Source organism: Rhizobium mulingense, assembly GCF_029194105.1.
GTDB lineage: Bacteria > Pseudomonadota > Alphaproteobacteria > Rhizobiales > Rhizobiaceae > Rhizobium > Rhizobium mulingense.
Window position 1 is genome coordinate 44,874 of record NZ_JARFVE010000012.1, and the last position, 22,398, is coordinate 67,271.

Genomic DNA, 22,398 nt, shown 5'->3' on the forward strand with positions numbered 1-22,398 from the left:
GGGATCCGTGGGCGAGGCGGGCCAGTTCCACGAGGTCATGAGGGGGATGGACGATCTCATGCGTGCCGGCAAGATCTATGCCGGAATTTGCGATACGCCGGTCTGGCAGGCGGCGCGCATGCAGACGCTGGCCGGCTCGCTCGGCCGGGTGCCGCTGGTAGCACTGCAGGTCGAACGCCGCCGCAGTTGCAGTTGAGCATGGACGCGGAAATCGGAGCGGCGCGAGCGGCGGTTTAAAGCCATGACATGCGCGCGACGAGCTGCGCACCTGTTAACCCGACCGCGTCACTTAAAGCGCACCGCACCCTTCGGCAGCGCGTTGATCCCACCTTTAGAGTATCAGCGCCCTCTATCGTCCTCTCGTCGCAGTCTTTAGGACGAGCGGTCGGCTAGACGGCGATCGAAAAGTTACTGTCGTCTTCGATCGGGGTGCTCCCTCTGGTAGGCGCAAGGATAGCATGGGATTCTGCACGGTTCAGCGTGTTGACCAATTCTTCGGCCTCATCGGCGGTAAGCATGTCCATAACGAAGCCATTGACGAGAGCTTTTCGGTCTGAAACCGTATCGATTACCGTCCAGTAGATGTTGAGGTTCTTCCGCAGGGCGTATCTCTGTTTTTGCATGAATGATACCTTTCCTCGGTCTTTCGGTTACTCGCGTTGCGTCATCATGATGCGCGTCCGCCCAATGGCAGGGTTGCGCGGACCCGACGCAGATTCTTGCCCAGCGACGCGATAACGTCCGTCCTGTCTCTGCAAGTTTTTCAGCTGGAGGATAAAGCCGGGGGCCTTCGGAGCGTATTGCCCAATGAGATAAGCGACTCGCCGAATTGGTGCCCCGACTATCCATCCGTGGCGGACGCCCGATACTTTGGTCTAGATACGTGAGCCTACCTGACCCACGACGGCTTCGTTGACAATCCGAGGCCGTCCGCCATCCGGACCAGGTCAACGAGAGATCTCGCCTGCATCTTCTGCATGACGTGGCCGCGATGAACCTTGACAGTCACCTCGCTCAGGCCCACTTGAGCAGCGATTTGCTTGTTGACGCTGCCCGCGACCACCAGGTTCATGATCTCGCGCTCACGGGGCGTCAAGGAATCATAGCGGGACCGAAGCTCGGCAATGAGCGCGACTTCCTGCCTCCGAGCGCAATCGCGCTCGATCCCGGCATAGGCGGCATCGAGCAATTCCTGCTCGCGCAGCGGTTTTGTCAGGAATTCGATAGCGCCGGCTTTCATCGCCCGCACCGAGATCGGAATGTCGCTGTGGGCACTGATAAAAATGACCGGAAGCTCAATTCCAAGGGAAGTGAGCATGCTCTGAAATTCCAGGCCGCTCCGCCCCGGCAGCCTTACATCGAGAATGATGCAGCCCGGTACGTCAGGGCGCTTGCTGTCCAAAAACTCCTGGCTGGAAGCGAATGTCAGTACCTCAAGTCCAACCGAGCGCAGGAGATCGCCGAGGCCTTCGCGGACAGATGCGTCATCATCAATGATGTAGACAATCTCCTTCATCCATGTCCCCAAATTTTGCGCCGGTCAGGCGGCGCCCCGGACATGGATCCATTATTTCTCCTCGGTTGGTAATGTAAACTGAAAAATGGCACCATGGGGCTCGTTTGGCGTGGCCCAGAGTTTGCCCTTGTGAGCCTCTATGATCGAACGACTGATCGTCAGGCCCATGCCCATACCCTTGGGTTTGGTACTGTAGAATGCCTCGAATATATCGCCGATCTTCGCCAGGTCGAGGATAGGGCCGCTATCGCGGACTGCCACTAAAACGGTATTGGGTGCTGCCTTTTCAGTGCTTATGATGAGTTCGCGCGCTCCTTTTGGCATCGCCGCCATCGCGTCGTTGGCGTTCACGATAAGGTTCAGGATCACCTGCTGGATTTGCACTTGGTCCCCTACGATCGGGGGCAAGCCGTCGGAGAGGTTTGTACGAAGCGACACCGCGCTACGTTCTAGGTCCGTGGACACCAGCGCAATCGTCTCGGACACGATATCGTTGAGGTTCAGCCGGTCCCTGCGTTCGGGGGATTTCTTCGCCATTGCCCGAATCCGGTCGATGACCTCGGATGCGCGAAAAGCGTCGCTGATCATGCGCTCGATGGCGCGACGGGCGGAGACGATGTCACGGGGATCTGCGTCGAGATAGCGAAGGCAGGCATTGCCGCTGCCGACTAGCCCGGTGAGCGGCTGTCTGACCTCGTGCGCGATGGAGGCTACAAGTTCTCCCATAGTGGTCAGCCTGCTTACATGGGCAAGTTCTGCTCGCGCAAGCTGAATAGCATCCTCGGCTTGCCTGCGGTCGGTGATGTCACGCGCCAGCGAAAGACGAAACCATTGCTCTTGCTGTCGGAATTTTCCGACGTGAACCTCGACTGGAAACGTTGTTCCGTCCTTACGCCGGTGGAGCGTTTCGAAAGTCATTGGCTGTCCTGCGTCGACGCGATCCACCAATGTCGCAAGCGCCTTTTCGTCGATAGCTCCGTCAAAGTCGCGCGGGTGCATGCCAATCAATTCCTCCCGGCTGTAACCGAGGCTTTCACAGGCTTGGCGGTTGACGTCTATGACGGTCAGATCGTCGGTATGGAGGAAAAAGGCATCGGTGGCATGGTCGACGAAGGTCCGAAAGCGAGTTTCGCTTGCTCGCAGCCTCTCCTCTGCTCGCTTGCTCTCGGACAGGTCGAGCACGAAGGCCACGGCCTGGCTCCCGGCCCCCGCGAAACTTGCCTCACCGATCATCACGGGTACGTGACCGCCGTCCTTTCGCTGGTACACCTTTTCAAAGGCGCGGACGCTGCCGGTCACTCTCAGCTCGGCCTCGGCTTGGGCGTCACGCTCGCGCCATTCCGGCGGTGTCAGCTCTTTATCGAGCAGCTGACCTGCCAAGAGTTCGTCACGGCTGTAGCCCACCATTTGCAGGAACGCCTCGTTTGCCTCGATAATCCGACCGCCGATATCTCGGATAAAAATTCCGATGATGTTCGCTTCGACAAGCCGGCCTATTCGCGCTTCACGTTCTGCCAGGTCGCGGTAAAGTCCGGTGATTTCGAGCGTGCTGGCGGCTTGCGAGGCGATCAGCTTCAACACCGGAATGCGCCCCGGCGCGAAGACACGGCCCGCCAGGGTGTTTTCCAGATACAGCGCACCGATCAGCTTCGCGTGATTGATCAGCGGCAAACAGAGAATGGATCTAGCCGCGCGATGGCGGATATAGGGATCGGCCGCAAAGGCGTTTTCAACCGACGCATCGTCGAGGCTCACGATTTCCCGCATACGCATGACGTAGTTGAGAACTGATTCCGGCATCACGCCGGTGATGGCCTCATTACGCAACTCTATCAGGACCGCTTCGCCGCGGATCGTCGCCTCAGCGGCAATCCGCGGTTCGCCGCCACGCGACAGGATCAGAAGGCCACGTTCGGCTCCCGCCTGCTCGACGGCCATTCGCAGCACCGTATCGATCAGCTTGTCGACGACGATTTCGCTGGAGACTGCTTGCGACACCTTGATGACGGTGGCGAGGTCGAGATGCTCGATCGGCGCCTCGATCGTGCTTGTTGCAGCCGGCGCCGATTGTCCATCCCGCAATTGGGGATAGGCTTCTTCTAGCTGCCGCACCTTGCCGTCGGCTCCCCACCTGAGATAACAGCGACGGGCGTTTTGAAGATAGAGGCGAGCAATCTGATCGAAGCCGCGCGCCCGGTAAAAGGCGGAAGCGCGCTCATACGCGATCGCCTCATCGTGTGGGAGCGTGTGCGCATTCGCCAACTGGATCGCCTGTTCATAGAGGCGCTCGGCATGCAACTCACGGCTTCCCAAGCGGGCGATTTCTGCGCCAAGCAATGTTGCGCGGCTTGCGAAATTCTCCGGAGAGTGCGCGGCCCAAGTGTCGAGCTGCCGGCGGTGAGCGCGTATGGCCCTGCGATAAAGAGCTGTTTCAGTAGTCGATCCTTGCAAAGCAGAGGCCAAAGAAAGGCCGGTGTAGAAATGAAATTCCGCCCGCTCGAAAATAGCGGGCGTCATCCAGAGGAGGCTTTCTGCTTTCGCCGCTGCCGAAAGTGCTGTGGAGGTATCTCCGGCAAATACACATGCCTGTAGCTTGCGGATCCAGTACAGGCAACTACCCGGCTTGCCGTCGGTCTTAAGTTCGAATTGCTGCTCGTCGAACCCTTCATCGTTGAAGCATCCGAAGATTGGCGTGAGCCCGCGAAGTGTTCGGATGAGTTGGAGCTGCCCGCTGATGAAACCGACGGCGACTCCGAAGCCGGCCTGACGCGCGAAGTCCAGACCGGCTTCCGCATCGCGCTGAACCTGCGAGAGGGGCTCGCCAGCGGCCAGAAGATACGTCACAAGGTTATTTCGGCTCAAGACGGCGTAGGTGAGATCGCCGACCTGCTGTGCCGTTTCGAACACGCGCTGCGCAAGTGCACGGCCGGTGCGGACATGACGCGATGACGATTTCGCAAGGTTACCGAAGGCGAGGTAGACTCGTGGTTTCAGGCGTTCCATTCCGGGCTGTTCCGTCAGGTCCAGTCCGAGCAGGCCGAACCGAAAACCGGCTTCATAGTTGCCGAAATAGGGCCCGAGCACCGTGCCCACAGCAGTGAAGGCATAAGGGGATGTGTCGCTGTTGCCGTGCTTGAGGCTGATGTTGCCCATTCGCCCGATAACAAGGCAGCGCAGATTCTCGTTGGTAAACAGGGCCGGAGTGACAAGTGAAGTCAGAACGTCCATGGTCGCGAGCGCGACCGGGTCCGCCATAGGGGGCGAGTTAAGCAGCGCTTCGATAGGGCGGCCCCCGAGTTGTCGCCAAAGCCGCGCGTATTCCTGGCGCACCTGGCTCCTGGTCGGGTGGGACGACCACGAAATGCCGACCCGGTGCAGGTAGTCGAGGCCGAATATGATGGCCTGATCGCTTCGACCCAGGCTCATGAAAAGGTCGACGCGCAGGCGCGTGACGCGGGCCAGATCGGCGAGGCTGGTGGCGCGGCTTGCCAGTTCTGCGAGGCGGGCCTGCGCCTCCGCCGGTGAGCCGGTCAAGAATTCGCATTCGGCCCTGTGGAGTTCGAGGGCGAAAGCGAGTTCGTATCGGCGCTCCCAGGCATCGTCCGGCAGGTAAGCCGCACCCGTGCCGGCATAGGAAAGCGCCGATTCGTATGCAGCCGACGCCTTGGCGCGGCGAGTGGCAAGCAGGTTCAAGTCCGCGACACGCTCGCGCTCTTCACCGGGCGCGATGAGCGCGCCGCCGCAGTTGAGTTGGCCGACAATCTCGAAAATATTATCCTCGAGTGCCTGCGGCGGCGTATGCATCAGCAGGAGGCGCCCAATGGAAAGATGCGCTGCCGCCCGCTCATCTTCAGGGATCAGCCCATACGCGGCCTCCTGAACACGATCATGCAGGAAGCGGTATGATGACCCCTCTTCAAGCAGCACGAGTCCGGCCCGCGCCGCTGCCCAAAAGGCTGCATGAACAGCGTCGTGATTTTCGCTCCGGATCAGAGCCAGGGTATCAACCGCCGCGTGATTGCCGAGACACGCTAGCATGTTCAGGGCAGCCTGCGTGGTATCGGGCAGGCGCCGCAGCTTGCTTAGCATAAGATCCACGACGTTATCGGTATAGCCTTTGGCTCGTATGCGATCGAGATCCCAATCCCAGTGCGTCTGTTCGCGATTGAATTCGAGCAGGCCTTCCTCCGGCAGCGTGCTCAGGAACTGGAGTGCGAAGAAAGGATTGCCTCCGCTCTTCTTGTGCACTAGCCGCGCAAGCGGCTGGGCACGCTTGCTTCCGCAATGAAGAGCGTCGGCCAGCATCCGGGTCAGATCTTCCAGCCTAAGCGGTGTCAGTACGATTTCATGCACTTGGCCACCGGCCTCCCGGATCGCTGTCAGCCGGCGGATCAGCGGATGGGTGGACGATACTTCGTTGTCGCGATACGCGCCAATGAGCAGCAGGTGACGCATATCCTGCTGGGTGCACAAATCTTCAAGCAGATCGAGCGTTGCTGCGTCCAACCATTGGAGATCGTCTAGAAACAGCGTGAGCGGATGTTCTGCTGTTGCAAACACTCGCAGTAGGCGCCTGATGTTCAACTGGAAGCGGCGTTTGGCGTCCTGAGGCGGCAAATCCGCAATCGCTGGAAGCCGCCCGATGAGAGATTCAAGTTCCGGAATAAGCGTTACCATCAGGCGACCGCTCGCGCCCAATTCTTCGGTTAAAGCAGCGCGCCAGGGCACGAGTTCCGCTTCACTCTTGCCCAGCAGCCCTCGGACGAGGCCTTGCAGGGCCTGCGCTACGCTCGCATAAGGGATGTGACGCTGGTTCTGGTCGAATTTGCCGGAGGCAAACACCCCACGCGGCGGCACGAGAGCGCGGTGGAGCTCATTCACGACCATCGATTTGCCCACGCCGGCATGACCCGAAACCAGCACCAGCGTCGGCCCAGCGCCCGCGACGACCCGGTCGAATGCGGAGGTTAGGGCGGCGATCTCGCGTTCGCGGCCATAGGGCCGCTCGGGAATTACCAGTCTGTCCGGCACATCGCGTGTCCCGAGCGGAAAATCTGCGATCCGCCCATACTTCTCGCTCTCGACGAGGGCACGTCGCAGATCCGCCTCTAGCCCGGCGGCCGTCTGGTAGCGTTCCTCTGCGTTCTTGGCGAGCAGCTTCATCACGATCGCCGAGATAACGCCTGGTAGCCCTCTTACACGCTCGGACGGCGGCACCGGTCGCCTGGCAACGTGGCAGTGCACCCATTCCATCGGCTCCGAAGCAGTGAACGGCAACTGGCCGGTGATCATTTCGTATAGCGTGATGCCGATGGCGTAGAGGTCACTACGCGAGTCCACCGATCGGTTCATGCGGCCGGTCTGTTCGGGCGCCATGTATGCGAGGCTGCCAGCAATGACCTCAGGGGGCTCGGCGGACTGGCGCTCACGAGAAAGATGCGACGCCACTCCGAAGCCCGTGAGACGGACTCGCCCGTCCGCCTCGTCCGCCAGTATATTCGCCGGCTTGATGTCCCTGTGAATGAGGCCGCATCCGTGAGCCTTGCCGACTGCCGCCGCAATGCTCTTGGCAAGACGCAAAAAGACAGTGAGTTCGCCGGCCATGCCACGGCTGTGCCGTCCCATCAACTGCGGAAGGGGCACGCCGCCGCAATCTTCGAGGACGAGTATGGTACGACCATTTTCGGTTTTGAAATCCAGCGGTTTGGCTGCCCACTGCCGGTCGAGTTCATCTTTCAGGCGATATTCGTGGGCCAGTCTGTCGAGGCTGGTTCGACTCGGATGTTCGGCTGCAAGCTGCACCCTCAGAACGGCTTTTGATGCGCCGTCGCTGCTCCGGATCAGCTCTCGTGTAAAGATGCGATCGCCGTCACTCCAGGAGGATTGTGGCTCGTGGTACCGAAGGTCAGTCGAAGTCTGCTGGCCGATGGAAGCGACAGCGCGCTTCCGCCCGAACATGTTCTTCCTGGTCTTCTGCGCATCTTTGACCGTGTCGTCCATGGCACACCGCTCGCTTCGATGCTGCCCGCATACCATCTGAGGTGCAGGCATCGCAGATCCAATCAAGCTTCACCGACTTCCCTCTCATGTCAACGAGCCTATGCTTCGGATTATCGAAGCGGTCGCATCTCGGTTGATCTTCCTCCGACTCAGGTTCCGGTGCATGTTGTTAAGTCAGTTTCGCGACGAGCAAAGCTGCGGCAACACGGTTTCATGCTTGAAAAAGCGCCGCGCCGGCAAGGGTGAAGGTCTCGCGGTCAAGCAAAACGCCGGCGCGGCAAGTCGGCCCGTGATGGGAGGGTGTCTCTTTTAGGGCCGTTGCAACATTAACTCCGCCTAGAGTGCCCTCGCTATTATGCCGAAGTATATTTGTTTAGCCCTTTCGCCCGATTCCTAAACCAAACCAATTCTGCCGGATGTATCAGGAGGTCGCCCTCTTTCGTGCTGATCACCCAGCCGCGAGCATCCCATTGGAGGCTATCTGCAGCGAGTGGCGCAACCTCTTTAATTTTGCAAGCGGGCCGAACAGGAGCTCAACGCGCTTCAGATGACGCGCAATATGCTCGAACGCCTTCGGGGGAAGCGCAGCAATGCGCCGGGCTGGGCGGACGAGGGTGACATAGATCTCGTCATCATAGGCACCCATGGCCAGACGTGCGTACTGAATCTTCCCCCGGGGCAGTGGCATCTCGTATTGTTAACGAGATTGAGAATGATGTGCTGTTGGTACACTCGTAGTGATCGTAGCCACCGGAATCAAGCGAAGCAGTTGAAGTTCCATAAACACCTCTTACACCATTGAGAGTGAAAAACCGGGGTCAACGGTTCTGGCACGGTGAGAGCTTTCAAGGCCAACGACCGGCTTTTTGCCATAGAGTTCACGTTTTAGGCCAGGAAGATCGCATAATGGATCGACTGGAATTGTTCCGGGCGTCGGCAGGGCCCGGCTATGCTGCTCTGTCGATTTCCCGGATCAGCTCGAGTTCGCTACGAAGTGCTATTTCCTCTGTCTTGAGGTCGAAGCTGGCTTGCATGTTCATCCAAAACTCCGGCGTCGTGCGGAAGTACTTTGCGAGGCGCAGTGCGGTATACGTCGGAATCGATGTTTGCTCCGCCGCAATACGTTCGATGCGCCGATAGGGAATGCGCTTATCGAAAGTGAAGTGTTACACAGGGGTGATCTGTGAGGATCGCTGACCGTGGCCTATGGATACCGTTGTGACTCAAGCCAGTTGTAGAGGACTAACTGCGTGTCGCGATAGCTACCGCTGCGCCTCCCATGCAAAAGGCAGCACTCCGGTTCATCATAGACATCGCCCTTGGCGATGTAAGTGCCATTCGCGCCCGGGCGCCGGCGAGTGCGAAGGGATACTGGGCAACTGCCAGGATCACGGCCGTCATGGCAAGCAGCAGGATGATATCCGTGCTCGATAGCCCATTCACGTCCACGACTGTCGGCAGAAGGGATACGTAGAACAATACCGATTTTGGATTGCCCAGGGTCACCAGAATGCCGGAGGCGAACACGCCGCCTGCGGTGGAGGATCTATGCTGCGGCAGCAGCGAGTTGGGAGCGTTCCAGAATCGATAGGCGAGCCAGCATAGGTAGACGACGCCAGTCCATTTGATGACGATTAGCAGTGTGGTGAAGGTCGCTGCGATATAGGCCAGCCCCGCCAACGCCGACGAAAGATAGATCACGTCGCCGATCACCATCCCGGCAGTCATCCATGCTGCCCTGCGGTATCCCGAGTGGAGAGCCTGCGCTATAATGGCAACGATCTGCGGACCTGGTATGATCGCGGCGATGGCGAGCGCGCCCGAATAGGCCAGAAAGCCAGAAAGCGTCATCAAAAGCTCCAAGAAACTTTGTTTGCTCAATATTCACATTCCCAGGCGAAAGCCAATGCCGTTTCGAGACCTGTCGCCAATTCTGGATTTCACTGCTGCCCGTGTGCCGGCCCAAGCGCGGCAATTGATCTGGCCCGCGGTAATAGCACCGAGATACTCCCCGCGCGTTAGTGCTATGCCGATGGGCCGCGTCAATCTGTATCACCGGCTCAAGGCGGCAGCGTGGATCTCGCTCTGCTTTTGATCGAGGTGGCTTAGGCAGCACATTCATCTGGCGAAAGGTTGCAGATGAACCCTGGCGTTGATTGCAAAGCCTTCGCACGCCACCACAGACAATCTTACCAATGACGAGGGCAGCGCGTGCAAGGAAAACGATGGGGTGCGCATCGTTGCGCAGCTCATCAATGCTCCCACGAAGCACGCTGCTCTGAGGTGGTTTCCATCTTTGCACTGCGCCTGTAGCAGAACTCGACGCGTTCAATTTCGCCGATAGGATCGGCGCCGCCGCCGATTGGGAGAAGCATGACGTCCTCCTCTTGATAAGCCGAACCCTTATCGCACGTTTGCATGCCAACTGATATATGAGCTATCTATCATGATGATGGTAAATCTCGTGAAGGAAGCGATGATTATGGCCGCTGATGCCGCGCCTGGATCGATGTGGCCAATCACCCGGTCCCCCAGCCGCGATGCCCGCCCCTTTGCCGCCGTCATGTCCCGGGTCGCCTCGCAGCCCTGGAGCGCTGCCCGCTCCGCCAGACCGAAGCATTGCTTAAGGGAGGCTCCAGATGCCAAGGCATCGAGCGCCGCATCGGCCGCGGGCTTCCAGGCATCGACCATGGTCTTTTGGCCGGGTTCGGTCTTGCCGCGCTCTTGGATGCCCGCAGCCATCGCAGCGAAAGCGCGCACGAATTCCTCGTCGCGGAGGTCCGGCCTGTCCTTGACCGCGGCTCCGGCACGCATGAAGGCCGTTGCATAGAGCGGGCCCGATGATGCGCCGACCGCGTTCAGGAATGCCTTTGCAGCCGCATTGAAGGCGGCCGTCGGCGCCGCCTGCCCGGGATCGAGCGCAGCGACCGCCTTGGCCGCGGCCTCACAGCCGGCGTCCATGGCAAGGCCGTGATCACCGTCGCCGATCGCGCCGTCCAGCTCGCAGAGATGGTCGCGATGCGCCGCGATATCTTCGGCGATCAGGTCAAAGAGACGCTGCAGATCTTTGGTCGTGATCGCCATCGATCACCTCCTGAACATGGCGCAATCGCAGGGATGGTCGATCAGCCGCCGGAGTTCGTCGTCGAGATGCATGAGCGTGACCGAGGCGCCGGCCATTTCGAGCGAGGTGCAGTAATTGCCGACGAGCGAAGTATGGATGACGAGGCCGGCCTCGTCGCACCGCGCCTTCACCCGCCGCATCATTATGTAGAGCTCCATCATCGGCGTCGAGCCCAGCGAATTGACGAGCACGGCGACACGATCACCCCGCTCGACTTTCATCTCCTGGAGAAGATTGTCCATCAGTTCGTCGGTCACCGCATCGGCCGTCTTCAGCGGCCCGCGCGCCACGCCGGGCTCGCCGTGGATGCCCATGCCGATCTCCATCTCCTCCTCGCCGATCTGGAAGTTCGGTTTCAAGGTCTGGGGCAGCGAGCAGGGCGAGAGCGCCACGCCCATCGTATAGGTGCGCGCATTGGCATGGCGGGCGGCGCGCTCGGCCTCGTCGAAGGAATAGAGAAGATCGCAGGCAGCGCCGACCGCCTTGAAGATGAAGACATTGCCCGCCACGCCGCGCCGCCTGTCCTTCTGATCGGCTGGGGCGGACGCGACATCGTCAGTGGTCAGAACGGTGCGCACCGCGATGTCGTCGAGCGCCAGCATTTCCGCGGCCATGTCGAAGTTCATGACGTCGCCGGCATAATTGCCGTACATGAATAGCACGCCGACGCCGCCGTCGACGGCCATGGCGCAGGCCATGATCGGATCGGGCGGCGGCGAGGCGAAGACGTTGCCGATCGCGGCGGCATCGGCGAGCCCCTTGCCGACATAGCCGAGGAATGTCGGCTCGTGCCCGGAGCCGCCGCCGATCACCAGCCCGACCTTGCCCTTGCGCGGCCCGTTTCTGGCAATGATGGCGCGCGGCATGCTGTCCACGGCATAGAGGTGCTCGGGATGCGCCGCGAGAACCCCTTGCAGCATCTCATCGACGGCATTCGTCCCCGCATTGATAAGCTTCTTCGTCTTCACGCCGATCCTCCCCAGAACGAGCTCCCTCTGCATAGATGCGGCGGGCGGGCCAGAGGTCAATCCGCCAGCGGCAAAGCGACCGTTGCGAAGGGCGCGAGCCGCAGCTCTTCGGCCAATGGGCCGCCATCCACACTTCGCTCTTCGCCTGTGAGATTGACCATGTAGAGCTTGGCGCCAGCGGCATCCCGCGCCACGAAAGACAGCACTTCGGAGGGCGAAGACGACATGCATTCCTGCCAGGAGGCGCCTGCCAGTGCCGACAAGGTCCGCACCGTGTTGAAGAGCGGCCGCCGCCCGCCTCGTTCGACCGGTTCATCTGGACCGGCGATCAATCCGAAAGGGCCGGTCAGCGCCGAAAGCGTCAGGCATTCGAGACCGGCATCCAGCACGCGGATCGCATAGCCGAGCGCGAAGGCCTCGGCGAAACGGCCGTTGTGGCGAGGGTCGCGGTTGGCCATCGGAATGCGTCCACCGGCGGTATTGTCCATCGTGCGGCTGCCATAGGGATTTTGCCGCATCGGGATCGTGGACGGGCCGATGCGATACGGCTTGTCGCCGTAGATCGCGCGGACGGAGCGCGTGATGAAGGGCAGCGCTTCCAATGTCTGCATGACGCTGAGATCGTCGGCCGCATGCACGATCGGATTGGTGCAATGGCTGACGAAATCGATCTCGCCCGCCGGCACACGTTTGCGATTGAGCTCGGTGAAATAGCTGAGCATGCCGCCGCCGATGCGGATACCGGGGAAGGCGGCGCGCGCCGCGGCATAGACCTCTTCGAGCGGAGGGCAGTCCGGCCATTTGCTGCCGGGCGGCGTCGACTGCCGGTCGACGGAAGGCGAGATCAGGATCGCATCCGGACGAAGGCCTACGATCTGCATCTGCCGCGCGATCTCGGCTGCCTCGACTGCCGGCGACCATTTGCAGGGAAGCGCGATCTCCAGCGTCGAGCGGCCGGGATGGAGAGTGGCGATCGCGGCAAAGTTTTTCAGCGCCTCAAGGCCGTGCCCGGCGACTGGATCGAAATGGAAGAGCAGTTCCCGGGGCGCGATCTCCGATAGGAGGGACCCCGCCGCCAGCGTCTCATCGGCCTCCTCGGGCGTCACGATCACGCCGATATCCGGCATGGCGCCGGTCCCTACGCCGATTTCGAGCCTTATGACTCCGCTCTGCGCCGGGTCTGAAGGCGCAACGGAGCGGCTGATATCCCTGATGAGGAGCGACGTCTTCTGCCGGGCGGGCTGATTGGCCGGGATTTGATAAGGCCAGGGCAAAGCGAGCGGCCTGACATAGGTCTTGTACGAGGCATCGGACCAGTTACGCTGATCCTCCATCTCGAAAATGTCGCCCTCCATCCGGCATTCTGCGGTAACGCCTGGCATGACCTGATGGGTGATGGCGCGCATGTCCTTGAAGGGCTGCCAGGGCTCGATGAGATCAGGAAAACGCGTCGCCGCGATCTGTCCGTCGACATGCTCGACCGTCGCCGGCGAACCGGCAACGCCGACGATCGGATGCAGGATGCAGAAGCCGCAGCGGTTGGTCTCGAAGCCGGTCCCGCTCTGGGCTTCGGCCTCGAAATCGAGCCTGTCCTGATTGCCGCTGATGCGGACGTCGATCACGAGCGTCGTCTCATCAGGGCCCTGGCAGCGAGCCCGATAAGTCACCTCGAACCGATCCTCGCCCTGCTCGATCCTGAGGTCGGCGATGTCAGGACTGTAGGTGCCCCAATCCCGGTCGCGGACGAGATAGGAAATCGCCCGCAGCACTTCGGTTCCGTCGTAACGGATCGAGCGAAGGTTGCCGTCGGCGAGATCGGCCGTCAACTTTCCCGCCGTCAGACGGACCGGCGACTTTTCTCCAGCGCGGGTGCCGTAGAGCTGGAACGCATCGGTCGTCATCGCAGCATCGCCCTGACATCGATCGTCTGGCCGCGCGCGGCGCTGTCATAAGCGGCCTCGACGAGGGCGAAGGTCTTCAGATTGTCGGCGCCCGAGGTCGAATGCTCGGCGCCGCGCCTGAGCTGGTCGACCCAATGCTGCTCAATCGCATAGACGCTTTCCTGGATATTGTGCCAGGGCCGCGAGGCCCAGGACAGCAGTTTCGGCGAGACATCCATGACGGTCGTGCCCCTGCCGTTGGTGATCTCCAGGCCGTAACCCTGGCTGAGGCGGATCGTGCCTTCGGAGCCGTCGAGTTCGATCAGTGTCTCGGGGAAGGGCTCTTTCGAAAGCTTCGTGGCGTAGCTGACGTCGACGACCGAGGTCGCGCCGTTTACGTGATCGAGCAGGATGGTCGCGACATCCTCACCCTTAATCCCAGGGTTGACCCGCTTGGTGCGGGCGGTCAGCGCGCTGACGTCGCCGAGGATATAGCGGGCGATATCGAGCGTATGGATGCCGAGATCTTCGATGATGAAGCGCTCGCCTTCGGCGAGATAAGGCTGGCCGGAAAAGACGTCATAGCCCGAGCGGAAGGAGAAGCGGCCCCAGAAGGGCGTGCCGATGGCGCCGGCATCGAGCGCCTTGCGCACCGCCTGGATCGGCGTCTGCCAGCGGAAATTCTCGTGCACCATCAGCGCCACGCCGGCGGCCCGGCAGGCCTCGACCATCGCCTTGGCATCGTCCAGCGTCTTGGCGAAGGGCTTCTGGCAGATGGCGGGGATCTTATTCCTCGCAGCCATTTCCACCAGCGCACGGTGGCTTTGAACTGTCGTGGCGATATCGACGAAATCGAAGCCGCCATCGGCAAACATTGTCTCGGCATCGCTGTAGCGCCGCTCGACGCCGAACTGATCGCCGACGAGCTTCAGCCGCTCCGGATCGCGGTCGCAGACGGCGACGATCTCGGCACCGTCGACATCGTTCCAGGCATGCATCTGGTTGATCGCAAAGAAGCCGCAGCCGATCAACGCGCCTTTCAATCCGGTCATGTCAACCTGCCTTTGCCATCTGCATAAGGGTGACGCGCTGCTGCAGGCGGCGCTGTGCCTGGTCGACGACCACGGCGATGATGATGACGAGGCCCTTGATGACCATCTGCCAGAAGGAGGAAACGCCCATCATGACGAGACCGTCGGAGAGGATGCCGATGACGAAGGCGCCGATGATCGTGCCGCCGATCGTTCCGCGCCCGCCCGACATCGAGGTGCCGCCGAGCACGGCCGCGGCGATCGCGTTGAGCTCGAAGCTTTCGCCGGTCGCCGGATGGGCGGCCATCAGCTCCGAGGAGATGACGACGCCGACGATGGCCGCGCAAAGGCCGGAGAACATGTAGACGAAGATTTTTACGAGATCGACGCGGATGCCGGACATGCGCGCCGCCCGCTCATTGCCGCCGACGGCGAAGATGTGGCGGCCGATGGGCGTCGAGCGGGCGACATAGGCGGCCGCGAGCGCCAGCACGATCAGGATCCAGATCGACACCGGCAGGCCAAGAATGCGGCCCGCGCCGAAGAAGTCGAAGCCGGTCGTGGCGTATTCCGGCCGGCCGACAAGGTTCGGAAAGGTCTGGCCATCAGAAGACAGCAGCGCCAGGCCACGGGCGACATAGAGCGTGCCGAGCGTGGCGATGAAGGGCGCGACGTTGAGCTTGGTGATCAACAGACCGTTGATGAGACCAATGACAAGGCCGATCGACAGCGTGATCAGCACGATCTCGAAGAGGTTGAAATAGATGGTGTAGCCGATCGGCAGTTCGATCCCGTAGAGGATCAGGCCGCCGGCCACCATGCCGCACAGGCCGACGATCGAACCGACGGAGAGGTCGATACCGCCGGTGATGATGACGAAGGTCATGCCCATCGCCAGGAACGCATTCAGCGCCACATGCTTCGACATCAGGATCATGTTCGCCGTCGAGGTGAAGTTCGGCGCGAAGATCGCAAAGAAGATGATGACGGCGAAAAGCGCGATGAAGGTCCTGAGCTTCATCAGCGTCAGAAGCGCGGAGCCGTTGGCGCCTTTCGGCGCAAGAGTGGTAGACGTAGCCGCCATCATGACGCGAGTTTCCCTTGATGTCCGTGTCCCTTGGCCGAAGCCGCGATGATCGCTTCTTCCGTCGCCTCGTCCCGGTCGAAGACAGTAACCAACTGGCCGTTGCTCAAGACCGCGATGCGATCGGATAGCGCCATGACCTCTTCGAGGTCGGAGGTCGAAAACAGAACGGCGAGCCCGTTTGCCGCCAGCCGCCGCATGGTGCGGAAGACGTCCGCCTTGGCGCCGACATCGATACCGCGGCTCGGCTCGTCCATCAGCAACACCTTCGGATTGGTCATCAGGGCCTTACCGATGACGACCTTCTGCTGGTTGCCGCCGGACATCGAAGTGACCTCGAAATCCGGGTTCGGCGCCTTGATCGAGAGATCGCGGATCGCCTCCCGAATGGCGCTTTTCTCCGCGCCGCTGTCGATATGGAAAAGCCGGGTGAAACGCGAAAGGCTTGCGAGCGTCAGATTGGAGGCGATGGAAAGCACCTGCACCAGTCCTTCGCGCTGCCGATCTTCGGGGATGAGCGCAAGGCCGCGGCGGATGCGCCGCGTGGTGTCGCGTGCTCGCACTTCCTTGCCGTCGATGAAAATCTTGCCGCTCGAATGCATATGACGCCCGATCACGCATTCGAAGAATTCACTGCGCCCGGCGCCCATCAGGCCGTAAATGCCGAGAATTTCGCCTGCCTTGACCGACAAGGAGACATCTTTGACAGCAAGCCCGCCGGTCGGTCTGGGAAGGCTGATATTTTCGGCGCGGAACATCTCGCTGCCGATGGAATGGGTAACGGATTTCGCAAAATCCTTGGCATCCGAGCCGATCATCGAGCGCACGATCCAGCGTGTATCGATGTCGCGCACCATGGCATGACCGGTGATCTGGCCGTCGCGCAGCACCGTGATGTAGTCGCCGATGCGCATCAGCTCTTCCAGCCGGTGCGAGATATAGACGATGGCCACGCCCTGCGCCTTCAGCTCGGCGATCACCTTGAACAGGATCTCGACTTCGGCCGCCGACAGCGCGGAGGTCGGCTCGTCCATGATCAGGATGCGGGCATTGAGCGACATCGCCTTGGCGATCTCGACGAGTTGCTGCTGGCCGATCGGCAGATCCTCGACCATAGTGTCGGCCTCGATGCCGGCATCGAGACGCCGCAGAAATTCATTGGCCTTCTCGACCTGCGCCCGGTGATCGATGCCGAGCAGGCCGCGAGTGATCTCGCGCCGGGCAAAAATGTTTTCGGCGACCGACATGTTGGCGAAGAGATTGAGTTCCTGGAAAATCATGCCGATCCCATTGGCCTGCGCGTCGGCCGGACTGTCGAAGGAGACAGGCTTGCCGTCGAGGATGATGCGGCCGAGCGTCGGGCGCTCGACGCCGGCGATGATCTTCATCAGCGTCGATTTGCCGGCGCCGTTTTCGCCGACCAGAACGTTCACCGCGCCGCGGCGCAGCTCCAGATTGGCGCGCTTGACGGCAACGATGCCCGAATAGACCTTCGACACATCGTCGAGGCGCAGGATGATATCGTCCTCTTGTGCCTCTGCCACCGTCATGAGCCCACCTTCAGTTCAGAAGGGGTCACGAGCGGAAGCTCGCCGCTTTTCGGCAGCGGAAAGGCGCCGATCACTGTCACCGTCTTACCGGCGAGGCCGTCGCGCGGAACGGCGGAGAGAAAAGCGGTATTGGCCTTCTCGTTGAACGCCTTGCCGAACTGCGCCCATTCGATCTGGTTTTTGAATTCGTTGAAATTGACGAACTCCAGCGTGTCGCGCAGTGCGGTGCCGCGCAGGGCCGGTCCGATCTGCACCTTCGCATCGGCCTTGCCATCGCCATCGGCGTCGACATCAAGCGTTGCCGCGCGCGAGGCCGTGTCGGCCGCAACGACCTTGCCGGTGATCTTCACCGCATAGGTCCAGGGCGAACTGCTCTGCTTGCGCGGATTGCCGTATTTCTCGCCGGCAGCATCCGGATTGGAAGTGGCAAGTAGCATGACGTCCTTCAGCTCGCCGGCGCGCTTTTCGAAATAGGGCACGACCTCAGGCTGCCAGATCGTCTCGACCTTGGCATTCGGGTCAAAAGCGGTCTTGGCCGCGGCCGCCGCCTTCTCCTCCGCGGTCGGCGTCTTGATGATCTTGCAACCGGGCAAGGCCGCCGCCACGACGGCGGCAAGCAGGGCGCCCTTCATTCTCAACATGCGGGTGAACCTCGACGTCTTGCAAAATGCATTGCGGAGGGCGCAACGCTGCACCCTCCGCAATTGGTGCTGATCAATTCGTCAGGGCGAAGGTCTCGAGCTTGCCGGAATTGTCGGCGTTGATGAGAACGCAATCCATCAACTGCTTCTCTTCCTTTGGCATCGTCTTGTTCTTGATGTAGGCGTCGGCCTGTTCCACCGCCAACTGGGCCTGCGCGTAAGCCGGCTGCAGCACGGTAGCCTTGATGCCGCCCGACTTGATCGAGTCGCGCACATCGTTGGAGCCGTCGAAGCCGACGACGATCACGTCCTTGCGGCCTGCGGCCTGAAGGGCTGCGATCGCGCCCATGGCCATGGTGTCATTGCCTGAGATGACGCCCTTGATATCGGGATTTGCCTGGAGGATGGTTTCCATCTTCGAATAGGCTTCCGTCTGGCTCCAGTTGGCCGACTGCTTGGCGACCGACTTCAGCTCCGGATAATCGTCGATGACGTCGTGATAACCCTGCGAGCGGATGCCGGCATTAGTGTCGGACTCTTTGCCCACCAGCTCGACGTAATTGCCCTTCTCGCCCATCAGCTTGACGAATTCCTGCGCCCCGAGCTGGGCGCCCTGATAGTTGTTCGAAACGATCTGGGCGACGGCAACGCCGGTTGCATTGATTTCGCGGTCGATCAGGAAGGAGGGGATGCCGGCATCCTTGGCCTTCTTGACGGCGGCGACGGAGGCGTCCGCGCCGGCATTGTCGAGGATGATCGCCTTGGCGCCGCGCCCGATCGCCGTATCGATCATTTCCGACTGCTTGTTGGCGTCGTCGTCATGGGTCATGACGAGGGTTTCGTAGCCGAGTTCCTTCGCCTTGGCCTCGGCGCCGACGGCTTCGGCCTTGAAGAAGGGATTGTCATGCGCCGGCGTGATGATGGCGATGAGATCGGCCGCAAAGGCCGGCATTGCCGTGCCGAGCGCCAATGCGCTGGCAAAGGCTGCGAGTGTCAGTCTGCGCGTCAGTTTCATTCTTTCCTCCCTGTGGTGAATGACGCCCCGTTCTCCTCGGAGCGGTGCCCCGTCTCCCGGGGCGGTATAGGGGGAGGGCTTTGCCTCCCCAAGCTGGTTCAGGTGATGCGCCGGATGCTTTCGGCGATCTCCTGCGGTTCGAAGACTTTCTTCCAGTCATCGCGCATCAGCGCCGGAATGCCGAACTCGATCGCCTTGTTGCAGGCATCCGAGAACACGCCGTCGACTTCCTTGAAGATGACCGCGCCGAGCACGTTCATATGGCCGAGCAGGAAGTCGCGGACGGCCTGTTCCGGCACGCCTCGCGCCACGCATTCGTCCATTGCCTGGCGCATGACGACGAGCAGAGAGGCGCAGACGGTCTCGGACAGGCCGGGTTCGAGCATGGCGAGCTGGTCGACGGTGACCCGGTGCGAACGCATGACCGGCGCCCAGATGATCTTGGCGATTTCCTCGCCGAGTGCGTAGGCGCTGTCCGGCCCCTGCATCAGCGCCGAGACGATATGCTGCTTGGCAAAGAGACCGCCGAAATGATCCTTCTTGGCCTGCATATCCGTCTCGTCATTGAAGATCGGTGGATGGCAGGGATGGGTGACGAAATAGGTGAGGTCGTCACGCTTCGGCAGATGGCCGGCGAAGGGAGCGGCAGCATCGAGCGCCACCACCATGGTGCCGGGCGCAAGCTTGTCGACGATGCCGGCCGCGACCTTGCCGATCGCCGTATCCGGCACGGCGAGGATGAGCACCTCAGCGCCGTCGAGGGCGGCATCGACCGGTACGCAATCGAGGCCGAGATCGTTCTTCAAGCGCGTCTTGCCAGCGTCGCTCACTTCGACATGCCGCACTTCAAAGCGCGAGCCCTTGAGGTTTTTGGCAAGCCGGTATCCCATTTTACCGCCGGCGCCGAAGAGAGCAATCTTGGTCATGTTTTCCTCACCTTGTCAGTTCTGAATAGGATCATAAACTGGTATGATGTGTCAATCACCATACCATCAATCAGGCGCTTAAGCCCCATGTTTTTCCGCATCGAGCCTGTCGATCGCCTGCACGTTGCCGGCCGAGGGGCCTTCAGGATCGAATTCGGAGGCGAGCCAGACGTCCACGATCGATTTCGCCAGTTCCGGACCGATGACGCGCGCGCCCATCGTGATGATCTGGGCGTTGTTGGATTTCGCCGCCCGTTCGGCCGAATAGGTATCGTGGGTGAGGGCGGCGCGGATGCCCGGCACCTTGTTGGCGGAGATGCACACGCCGATGCCGGTGCCGCAGAACAGGATGCCGCGCTGATGCTCGCCATCGACGATCGTCTGAGCTAGGCGCTGGGAGAGATCGGCATAAAAGCCGGCCTGGCTGAGATCGTGAACTTCGAGGCCCGCCTTGCCGGCGAGATGGGCGGCAATGACATCCAGGAGCGGTTTGCCGGCGCTGTCGGCGCCAATTGCGATCTTCATGGCAGTTTCCTTTCACTCGCCGTCTGGCGTGAAGATGAGCGGTCGATCGCCGCACTGACGCGGCTGAGAATGTCGAGATAGCCTTCGACGGACCAAGCGGAGCGGCCGATGAACAGGCCGTCGATATCGGGCTGGCAGATCAGTTCCTCGCAATTGCCGGCGTTGACGCTGCCGCCATAGAGGACCGGCACCTGGCGGCCGAGAATTGATTTCGCCACCTCGGCGATCTTGCCGTGCCGCTCCGAGGCGTAACCAGCCGTCGCCGGAATGCCGTTGACGCCGATCGCCCAGACCGGCTCATAGGCAAGCAGGATCGGAGCCTCGCTGGCCTCGGTGTCGACGCCCCTCAGGGCGGCCTCGACCTGCCGCCGCAGCACGGCGTCGGCCCGCCCCTCCTGGCGCTCCTGCAGGGTCTCGCCGATGCAGATCAGCGGCGTCAGGCGGTGGCGGATGGCGGCGGCAACCTTGAGGCCGACGGTTTCGTCGGTTTCGCCGAAATGTTCGCGCCGTTCTGAGTGGCCGAGCTCGACGAGATCGAGGCGGCAATCCTTGAGCATCAGCGGCGAGATTTCGCCGGTCCACGCGCCGGCATCCTCCCAATGCATGTTCTGGGCGCCGACCTTCACCGAGGTCTCGGCCAGCACACGCTTGACCTCGCGCACCGCAGTGAAGGAGGGAATGACGAAACGCTGCACGGGGGCATCGCGGCCGCCGTCAGTATCGGCGAGGCGGCGCGCGAAGGCGAGCGCTTCCTCAAGCGTCTTGTTCATCTTGAAGCTGGTGCCAACCCAGACGACCATCTCAATTCTTCCTTCCGTCACGGATCTGCGCGAAATAGCCGTCGGTGCCGACCTGGCCGCCCTTGAGCGCGATCTGCAGGCCGTTGGTCGCGGCATAGTCGCCATGGGCGAGGCAGAGCGGGGAGCCCGGTGTCTGGGGAAGCGGCAACAGCGTCGTCAGCGCGTTGATCTTCAATTGCCGGAGCGCATGGCTCGACGTGTCGCCGCCGGCAACGACGGCGCGAGACAGCCCTTCCGCTTCGATAAGGCGGCGCAGTATCGTGCCAAGGGTACTGCCGAGCCGGTGACGGGCGCCCGGCAGCCGGTCGATATCGGCGCCGCGGTCCGCGGATGGGCCGAGCGCCGTATAGAGGATGACGCTCCTGCCTTCTTTCAGTTTCCGGACACCCGCCTGCACGGCCGCCTCCACAGCGGCTTCGCCATTGGAAACCAGCGCCAGCGGATCGAGCGCAATGCTGTCGAAACCGTTCTCGGCAGCCGTGCGGATCTGCCGCTCGGTCGTCGGCGAAACGCTGCCGGAGACGACGGCGAGGCGATCGACCGGGCCGATATCGGCAAATTCGGCCCCGGTCTCGCCGATCATGCCGGCCTGCCGCCAGGTGCTGAGCAGGGCATATTCGACCCCCGACGAACCGGCGACGAAACCTCCCGAGCGGCCGGTGACCCGCAGCATCTGCCGGCCGGCGGCCGACTGCGTTGCCTCGGAGTCGACATCGAGGAGCAGGATTCCTTTGCCATTCGATGTCAGTGCGTCGATCCGTTGGTCGACGTCCGCCGCGGTGATCGCGACGAGATCGGCGAGCAGAACGGGGAGGGAGGTCTGCTTCGACAGGTGGAGCGCAAGATCCGCCTCGCCCATCGGCGTGACCGGGTGGCGGCTCATCACCGGATGGCGGTCGATGCGGTAGACGCGGCCCTGATAGCCGGCGAAGAGATTGCCGAAGGCCGTATAGCGCTTCAATTGCGGCGCGCCGACGATAACCGGCACGATGGATTGCCCGAAACGCCTGCGGCCGATTTCGATCGCCTTGCCGATATTGCCGATCCCGGGGCTGGAATCGAAGGTCGAGCAGACCTTGTAGTGGGAGATCGAAGCACCGAGCGAATTCAGCCAGTCGAAGGCCGGCGCAAGGTGTTCCTCCATCCATGCGGGCGTTTCGCTGCGGCTTGTTCCCGCCAGGCCGATCGCGCGGCAGTGTTTGAAGCGGGCGAGCAATTCCGGCGTGGGAAGGTCAAGGAAGAGCACGGTCTCGACACCGTTCGAGGCAAGCGCCTCCATGACGTCGGTCGAACCGGTAAAATCATCGCCGTAATAGCTGACGAGACGTCCGTTCATAT

At 61.5% G+C, this 22,398-nt stretch carries 18 protein-coding genes and 1 pseudogene; 1 reads left to right on the top strand and 18 read right to left on the bottom strand.

Annotated features, from left to right (window positions below; genetic code table 11):
- Positions 1–46: 46 nt before the first annotated feature.
- Positions 47–196, top strand: coding sequence for a hypothetical protein (locus PYR71_RS23775; RefSeq protein WP_323115737.1), 150 nt, complete (start codon positions 47–49; stop codon positions 194–196).
- 212 nt (positions 197–408) lie between these two features.
- Here PYR71_RS23775 and PYR71_RS23780 read toward each other — a convergent pair.
- The 18 genes and pseudogenes from PYR71_RS23780 to PYR71_RS23865 all read right to left on the bottom strand — a co-directional run bounded on the left by PYR71_RS23780 (position 409) and on the right by PYR71_RS23865 (position 22,396).
- Positions 409–623, bottom strand: a pseudogene (locus PYR71_RS23780) (hypothetical protein).
- A gap of 266 nt (positions 624–889) precedes the next feature.
- Positions 890–1,516 (bottom strand): response regulator transcription factor, encoded by a 627-nt coding sequence (locus PYR71_RS23785; protein ID WP_010004392.1) that lies wholly within the window; start codon positions 1,514–1,516, stop codon positions 890–892.
- Positions 1,517–1,567: 51 nt separating this feature from the next.
- Entirely contained in the window at positions 1,568–7,516 is a 5,949-nt protein-coding gene (locus tag PYR71_RS23790; protein ID WP_275621081.1) for an AAA family ATPase, read from the bottom strand.
- Positions 7,517–8,463: 947 nt separating this feature from the next.
- On the bottom strand, positions 8,464–8,661 hold the full coding sequence (locus PYR71_RS23795) for a HigA family addiction module antitoxin (protein ID WP_416340312.1): 198 nt from the start codon (positions 8,659–8,661) through the stop codon (positions 8,464–8,466).
- A gap of 97 nt (positions 8,662–8,758) precedes the next feature.
- On the bottom strand, positions 8,759–9,397 hold the full coding sequence (locus PYR71_RS23800; protein WP_275621082.1) for a LysE family translocator: 639 nt from the start codon (positions 9,395–9,397) through the stop codon (positions 8,759–8,761).
- A gap of 371 nt (positions 9,398–9,768) precedes the next feature.
- Positions 9,769–9,891, bottom strand: a complete 123-nt coding sequence (locus tag PYR71_RS23805) for a hypothetical protein (protein ID WP_275621083.1) — start codon at positions 9,889–9,891, stop codon at positions 9,769–9,771.
- Positions 9,892–9,919: 28 nt separating this feature from the next.
- On the bottom strand, positions 9,920–10,600 hold the full coding sequence (gene dhaL, locus PYR71_RS23810; protein ID WP_275621084.1) for a dihydroxyacetone kinase subunit DhaL: 681 nt from the start codon (positions 10,598–10,600) through the stop codon (positions 9,920–9,922).
- A 3-nt stretch (positions 10,601–10,603) separates the two neighbouring features.
- Positions 10,604–11,608: a dihydroxyacetone kinase subunit DhaK gene (locus tag PYR71_RS23815; protein WP_275621085.1), complete on the bottom strand. Its 1,005-nt coding sequence runs from the start codon at positions 11,606–11,608 to the stop codon at positions 10,604–10,606.
- Between the two features lie 56 nt (positions 11,609–11,664).
- Entirely contained in the window at positions 11,665–13,509 is a 1,845-nt protein-coding gene (apnL, locus tag PYR71_RS23820) for a D-apionate lactonase (RefSeq protein ID WP_275621086.1), read from the bottom strand.
- Positions 13,506–14,540: a Gfo/Idh/MocA family protein gene (locus PYR71_RS23825; protein WP_275621087.1), complete on the bottom strand. Its 1,035-nt coding sequence runs from the start codon at positions 14,538–14,540 to the stop codon at positions 13,506–13,508. The genes apnL and PYR71_RS23825 overlap by 4 nt, the downstream gene beginning before the upstream one ends.
- Before the next feature lies 1 nt (position 14,541).
- Entirely contained in the window at positions 14,542–15,606 is a 1,065-nt protein-coding gene (locus PYR71_RS23830) for an ABC transporter permease (protein ID WP_049731474.1), read from the bottom strand.
- Positions 15,603–17,153 carry a sugar ABC transporter ATP-binding protein gene (locus PYR71_RS23835; RefSeq protein WP_275621088.1) on the bottom strand — a complete coding sequence of 517 codons (1,551 nt, stop codon included), beginning with the start codon at positions 17,151–17,153 and terminating at the stop codon, positions 15,603–15,605. The genes PYR71_RS23830 and PYR71_RS23835 overlap by 4 nt, the downstream gene beginning before the upstream one ends.
- A complete protein-coding gene (locus PYR71_RS23840) occupies positions 17,150–17,794 on the bottom strand; it encodes a DUF2291 family protein (protein ID WP_275621089.1) in 645 nt (214 codons plus the stop codon). The genes PYR71_RS23835 and PYR71_RS23840 overlap by 4 nt, the downstream gene beginning before the upstream one ends.
- Before the next feature lie 73 nt (positions 17,795–17,867).
- Positions 17,868–18,809 (bottom strand): D-ribose ABC transporter substrate-binding protein, encoded by a 942-nt coding sequence (locus PYR71_RS23845; protein ID WP_183916354.1) that lies wholly within the window; start codon positions 18,807–18,809, stop codon positions 17,868–17,870.
- A 98-nt stretch (positions 18,810–18,907) separates the two neighbouring features.
- Complete coding sequence (locus PYR71_RS23850; RefSeq protein ID WP_275621090.1) at positions 18,908–19,735, bottom strand: phosphogluconate dehydrogenase C-terminal domain-containing protein; 828 nt, start codon at positions 19,733–19,735, stop codon at positions 18,908–18,910.
- Positions 19,736–19,813: 78 nt separating this feature from the next.
- Positions 19,814–20,260 (bottom strand): D-erythrulose-4-phosphate isomerase, encoded by a 447-nt coding sequence (gene derI / locus PYR71_RS23855; RefSeq protein WP_275621091.1) that lies wholly within the window; start codon positions 20,258–20,260, stop codon positions 19,814–19,816.
- Positions 20,257–21,060, bottom strand: a complete 804-nt coding sequence (locus PYR71_RS23860) for a triose-phosphate isomerase (protein WP_275621092.1) — start codon at positions 21,058–21,060, stop codon at positions 20,257–20,259. The genes derI and PYR71_RS23860 overlap by 4 nt, the downstream gene beginning before the upstream one ends.
- Position 21,061: 1 nt before the next feature.
- Positions 21,062–22,396 carry a four-carbon acid sugar kinase family protein gene (locus PYR71_RS23865; protein WP_275621230.1) on the bottom strand — a complete coding sequence of 445 codons (1,335 nt, stop codon included), beginning with the start codon at positions 22,394–22,396 and terminating at the stop codon, positions 21,062–21,064.
- Positions 22,397–22,398: the final 2 nt, after the last annotated feature.

Coding starts and splice junctions, on each gene's coding strand:
- PYR71_RS23775 (WP_323115737.1), top strand. CDS start 47: ATGGACGATCTCATGCGTGCCGGCAAGATCTATGCCGGAATTTGCGAT.
- PYR71_RS23785 (WP_010004392.1), bottom strand. CDS start 1,516: ATGAAGGAGATTGTCTACATCATTGATGATGACGCATCTGTCCGCGAA.
- PYR71_RS23790 (WP_275621081.1), bottom strand. CDS start 7,516: ATGGACGACACGGTCAAAGATGCGCAGAAGACCAGGAAGAACATGTTC.
- PYR71_RS23805 (WP_275621083.1), bottom strand. CDS start 9,891: ATGCTTCTCCCAATCGGCGGCGGCGCCGATCCTATCGGCGAAATTGAA.
- dhaL (WP_275621084.1), bottom strand. CDS start 10,600: ATGGCGATCACGACCAAAGATCTGCAGCGTCTCTTTGACCTGATCGCC.
- apnL (WP_275621086.1), bottom strand. CDS start 13,509: ATGACGACCGATGCGTTCCAGCTCTACGGCACCCGCGCTGGAGAAAAG.
- PYR71_RS23825 (WP_275621087.1), bottom strand. CDS start 14,540: ATGACCGGATTGAAAGGCGCGTTGATCGGCTGCGGCTTCTTTGCGATC.
- PYR71_RS23830 (WP_049731474.1), bottom strand. CDS start 15,606: ATGATGGCGGCTACGTCTACCACTCTTGCGCCGAAAGGCGCCAACGGC.
- PYR71_RS23835 (WP_275621088.1), bottom strand. CDS start 17,153: ATGACGGTGGCAGAGGCACAAGAGGACGATATCATCCTGCGCCTCGAC.
- PYR71_RS23840 (WP_275621089.1), bottom strand. CDS start 17,794: ATGTTGAGAATGAAGGGCGCCCTGCTTGCCGCCGTCGTGGCGGCGGCC.
- PYR71_RS23845 (WP_183916354.1), bottom strand. CDS start 18,809: ATGAAACTGACGCGCAGACTGACACTCGCAGCCTTTGCCAGCGCATTG.
- PYR71_RS23850 (WP_275621090.1), bottom strand. CDS start 19,735: ATGACCAAGATTGCTCTCTTCGGCGCCGGCGGTAAAATGGGATACCGG.
- derI (WP_275621091.1), bottom strand. CDS start 20,260: ATGAAGATCGCAATTGGCGCCGACAGCGCCGGCAAACCGCTCCTGGAT.
- PYR71_RS23860 (WP_275621092.1), bottom strand. CDS start 21,060: ATGGTCGTCTGGGTTGGCACCAGCTTCAAGATGAACAAGACGCTTGAG.
- PYR71_RS23865 (WP_275621230.1), bottom strand. CDS start 22,396: ATGAACGGACGTCTCGTCAGCTATTACGGCGATGATTTTACCGGTTCG.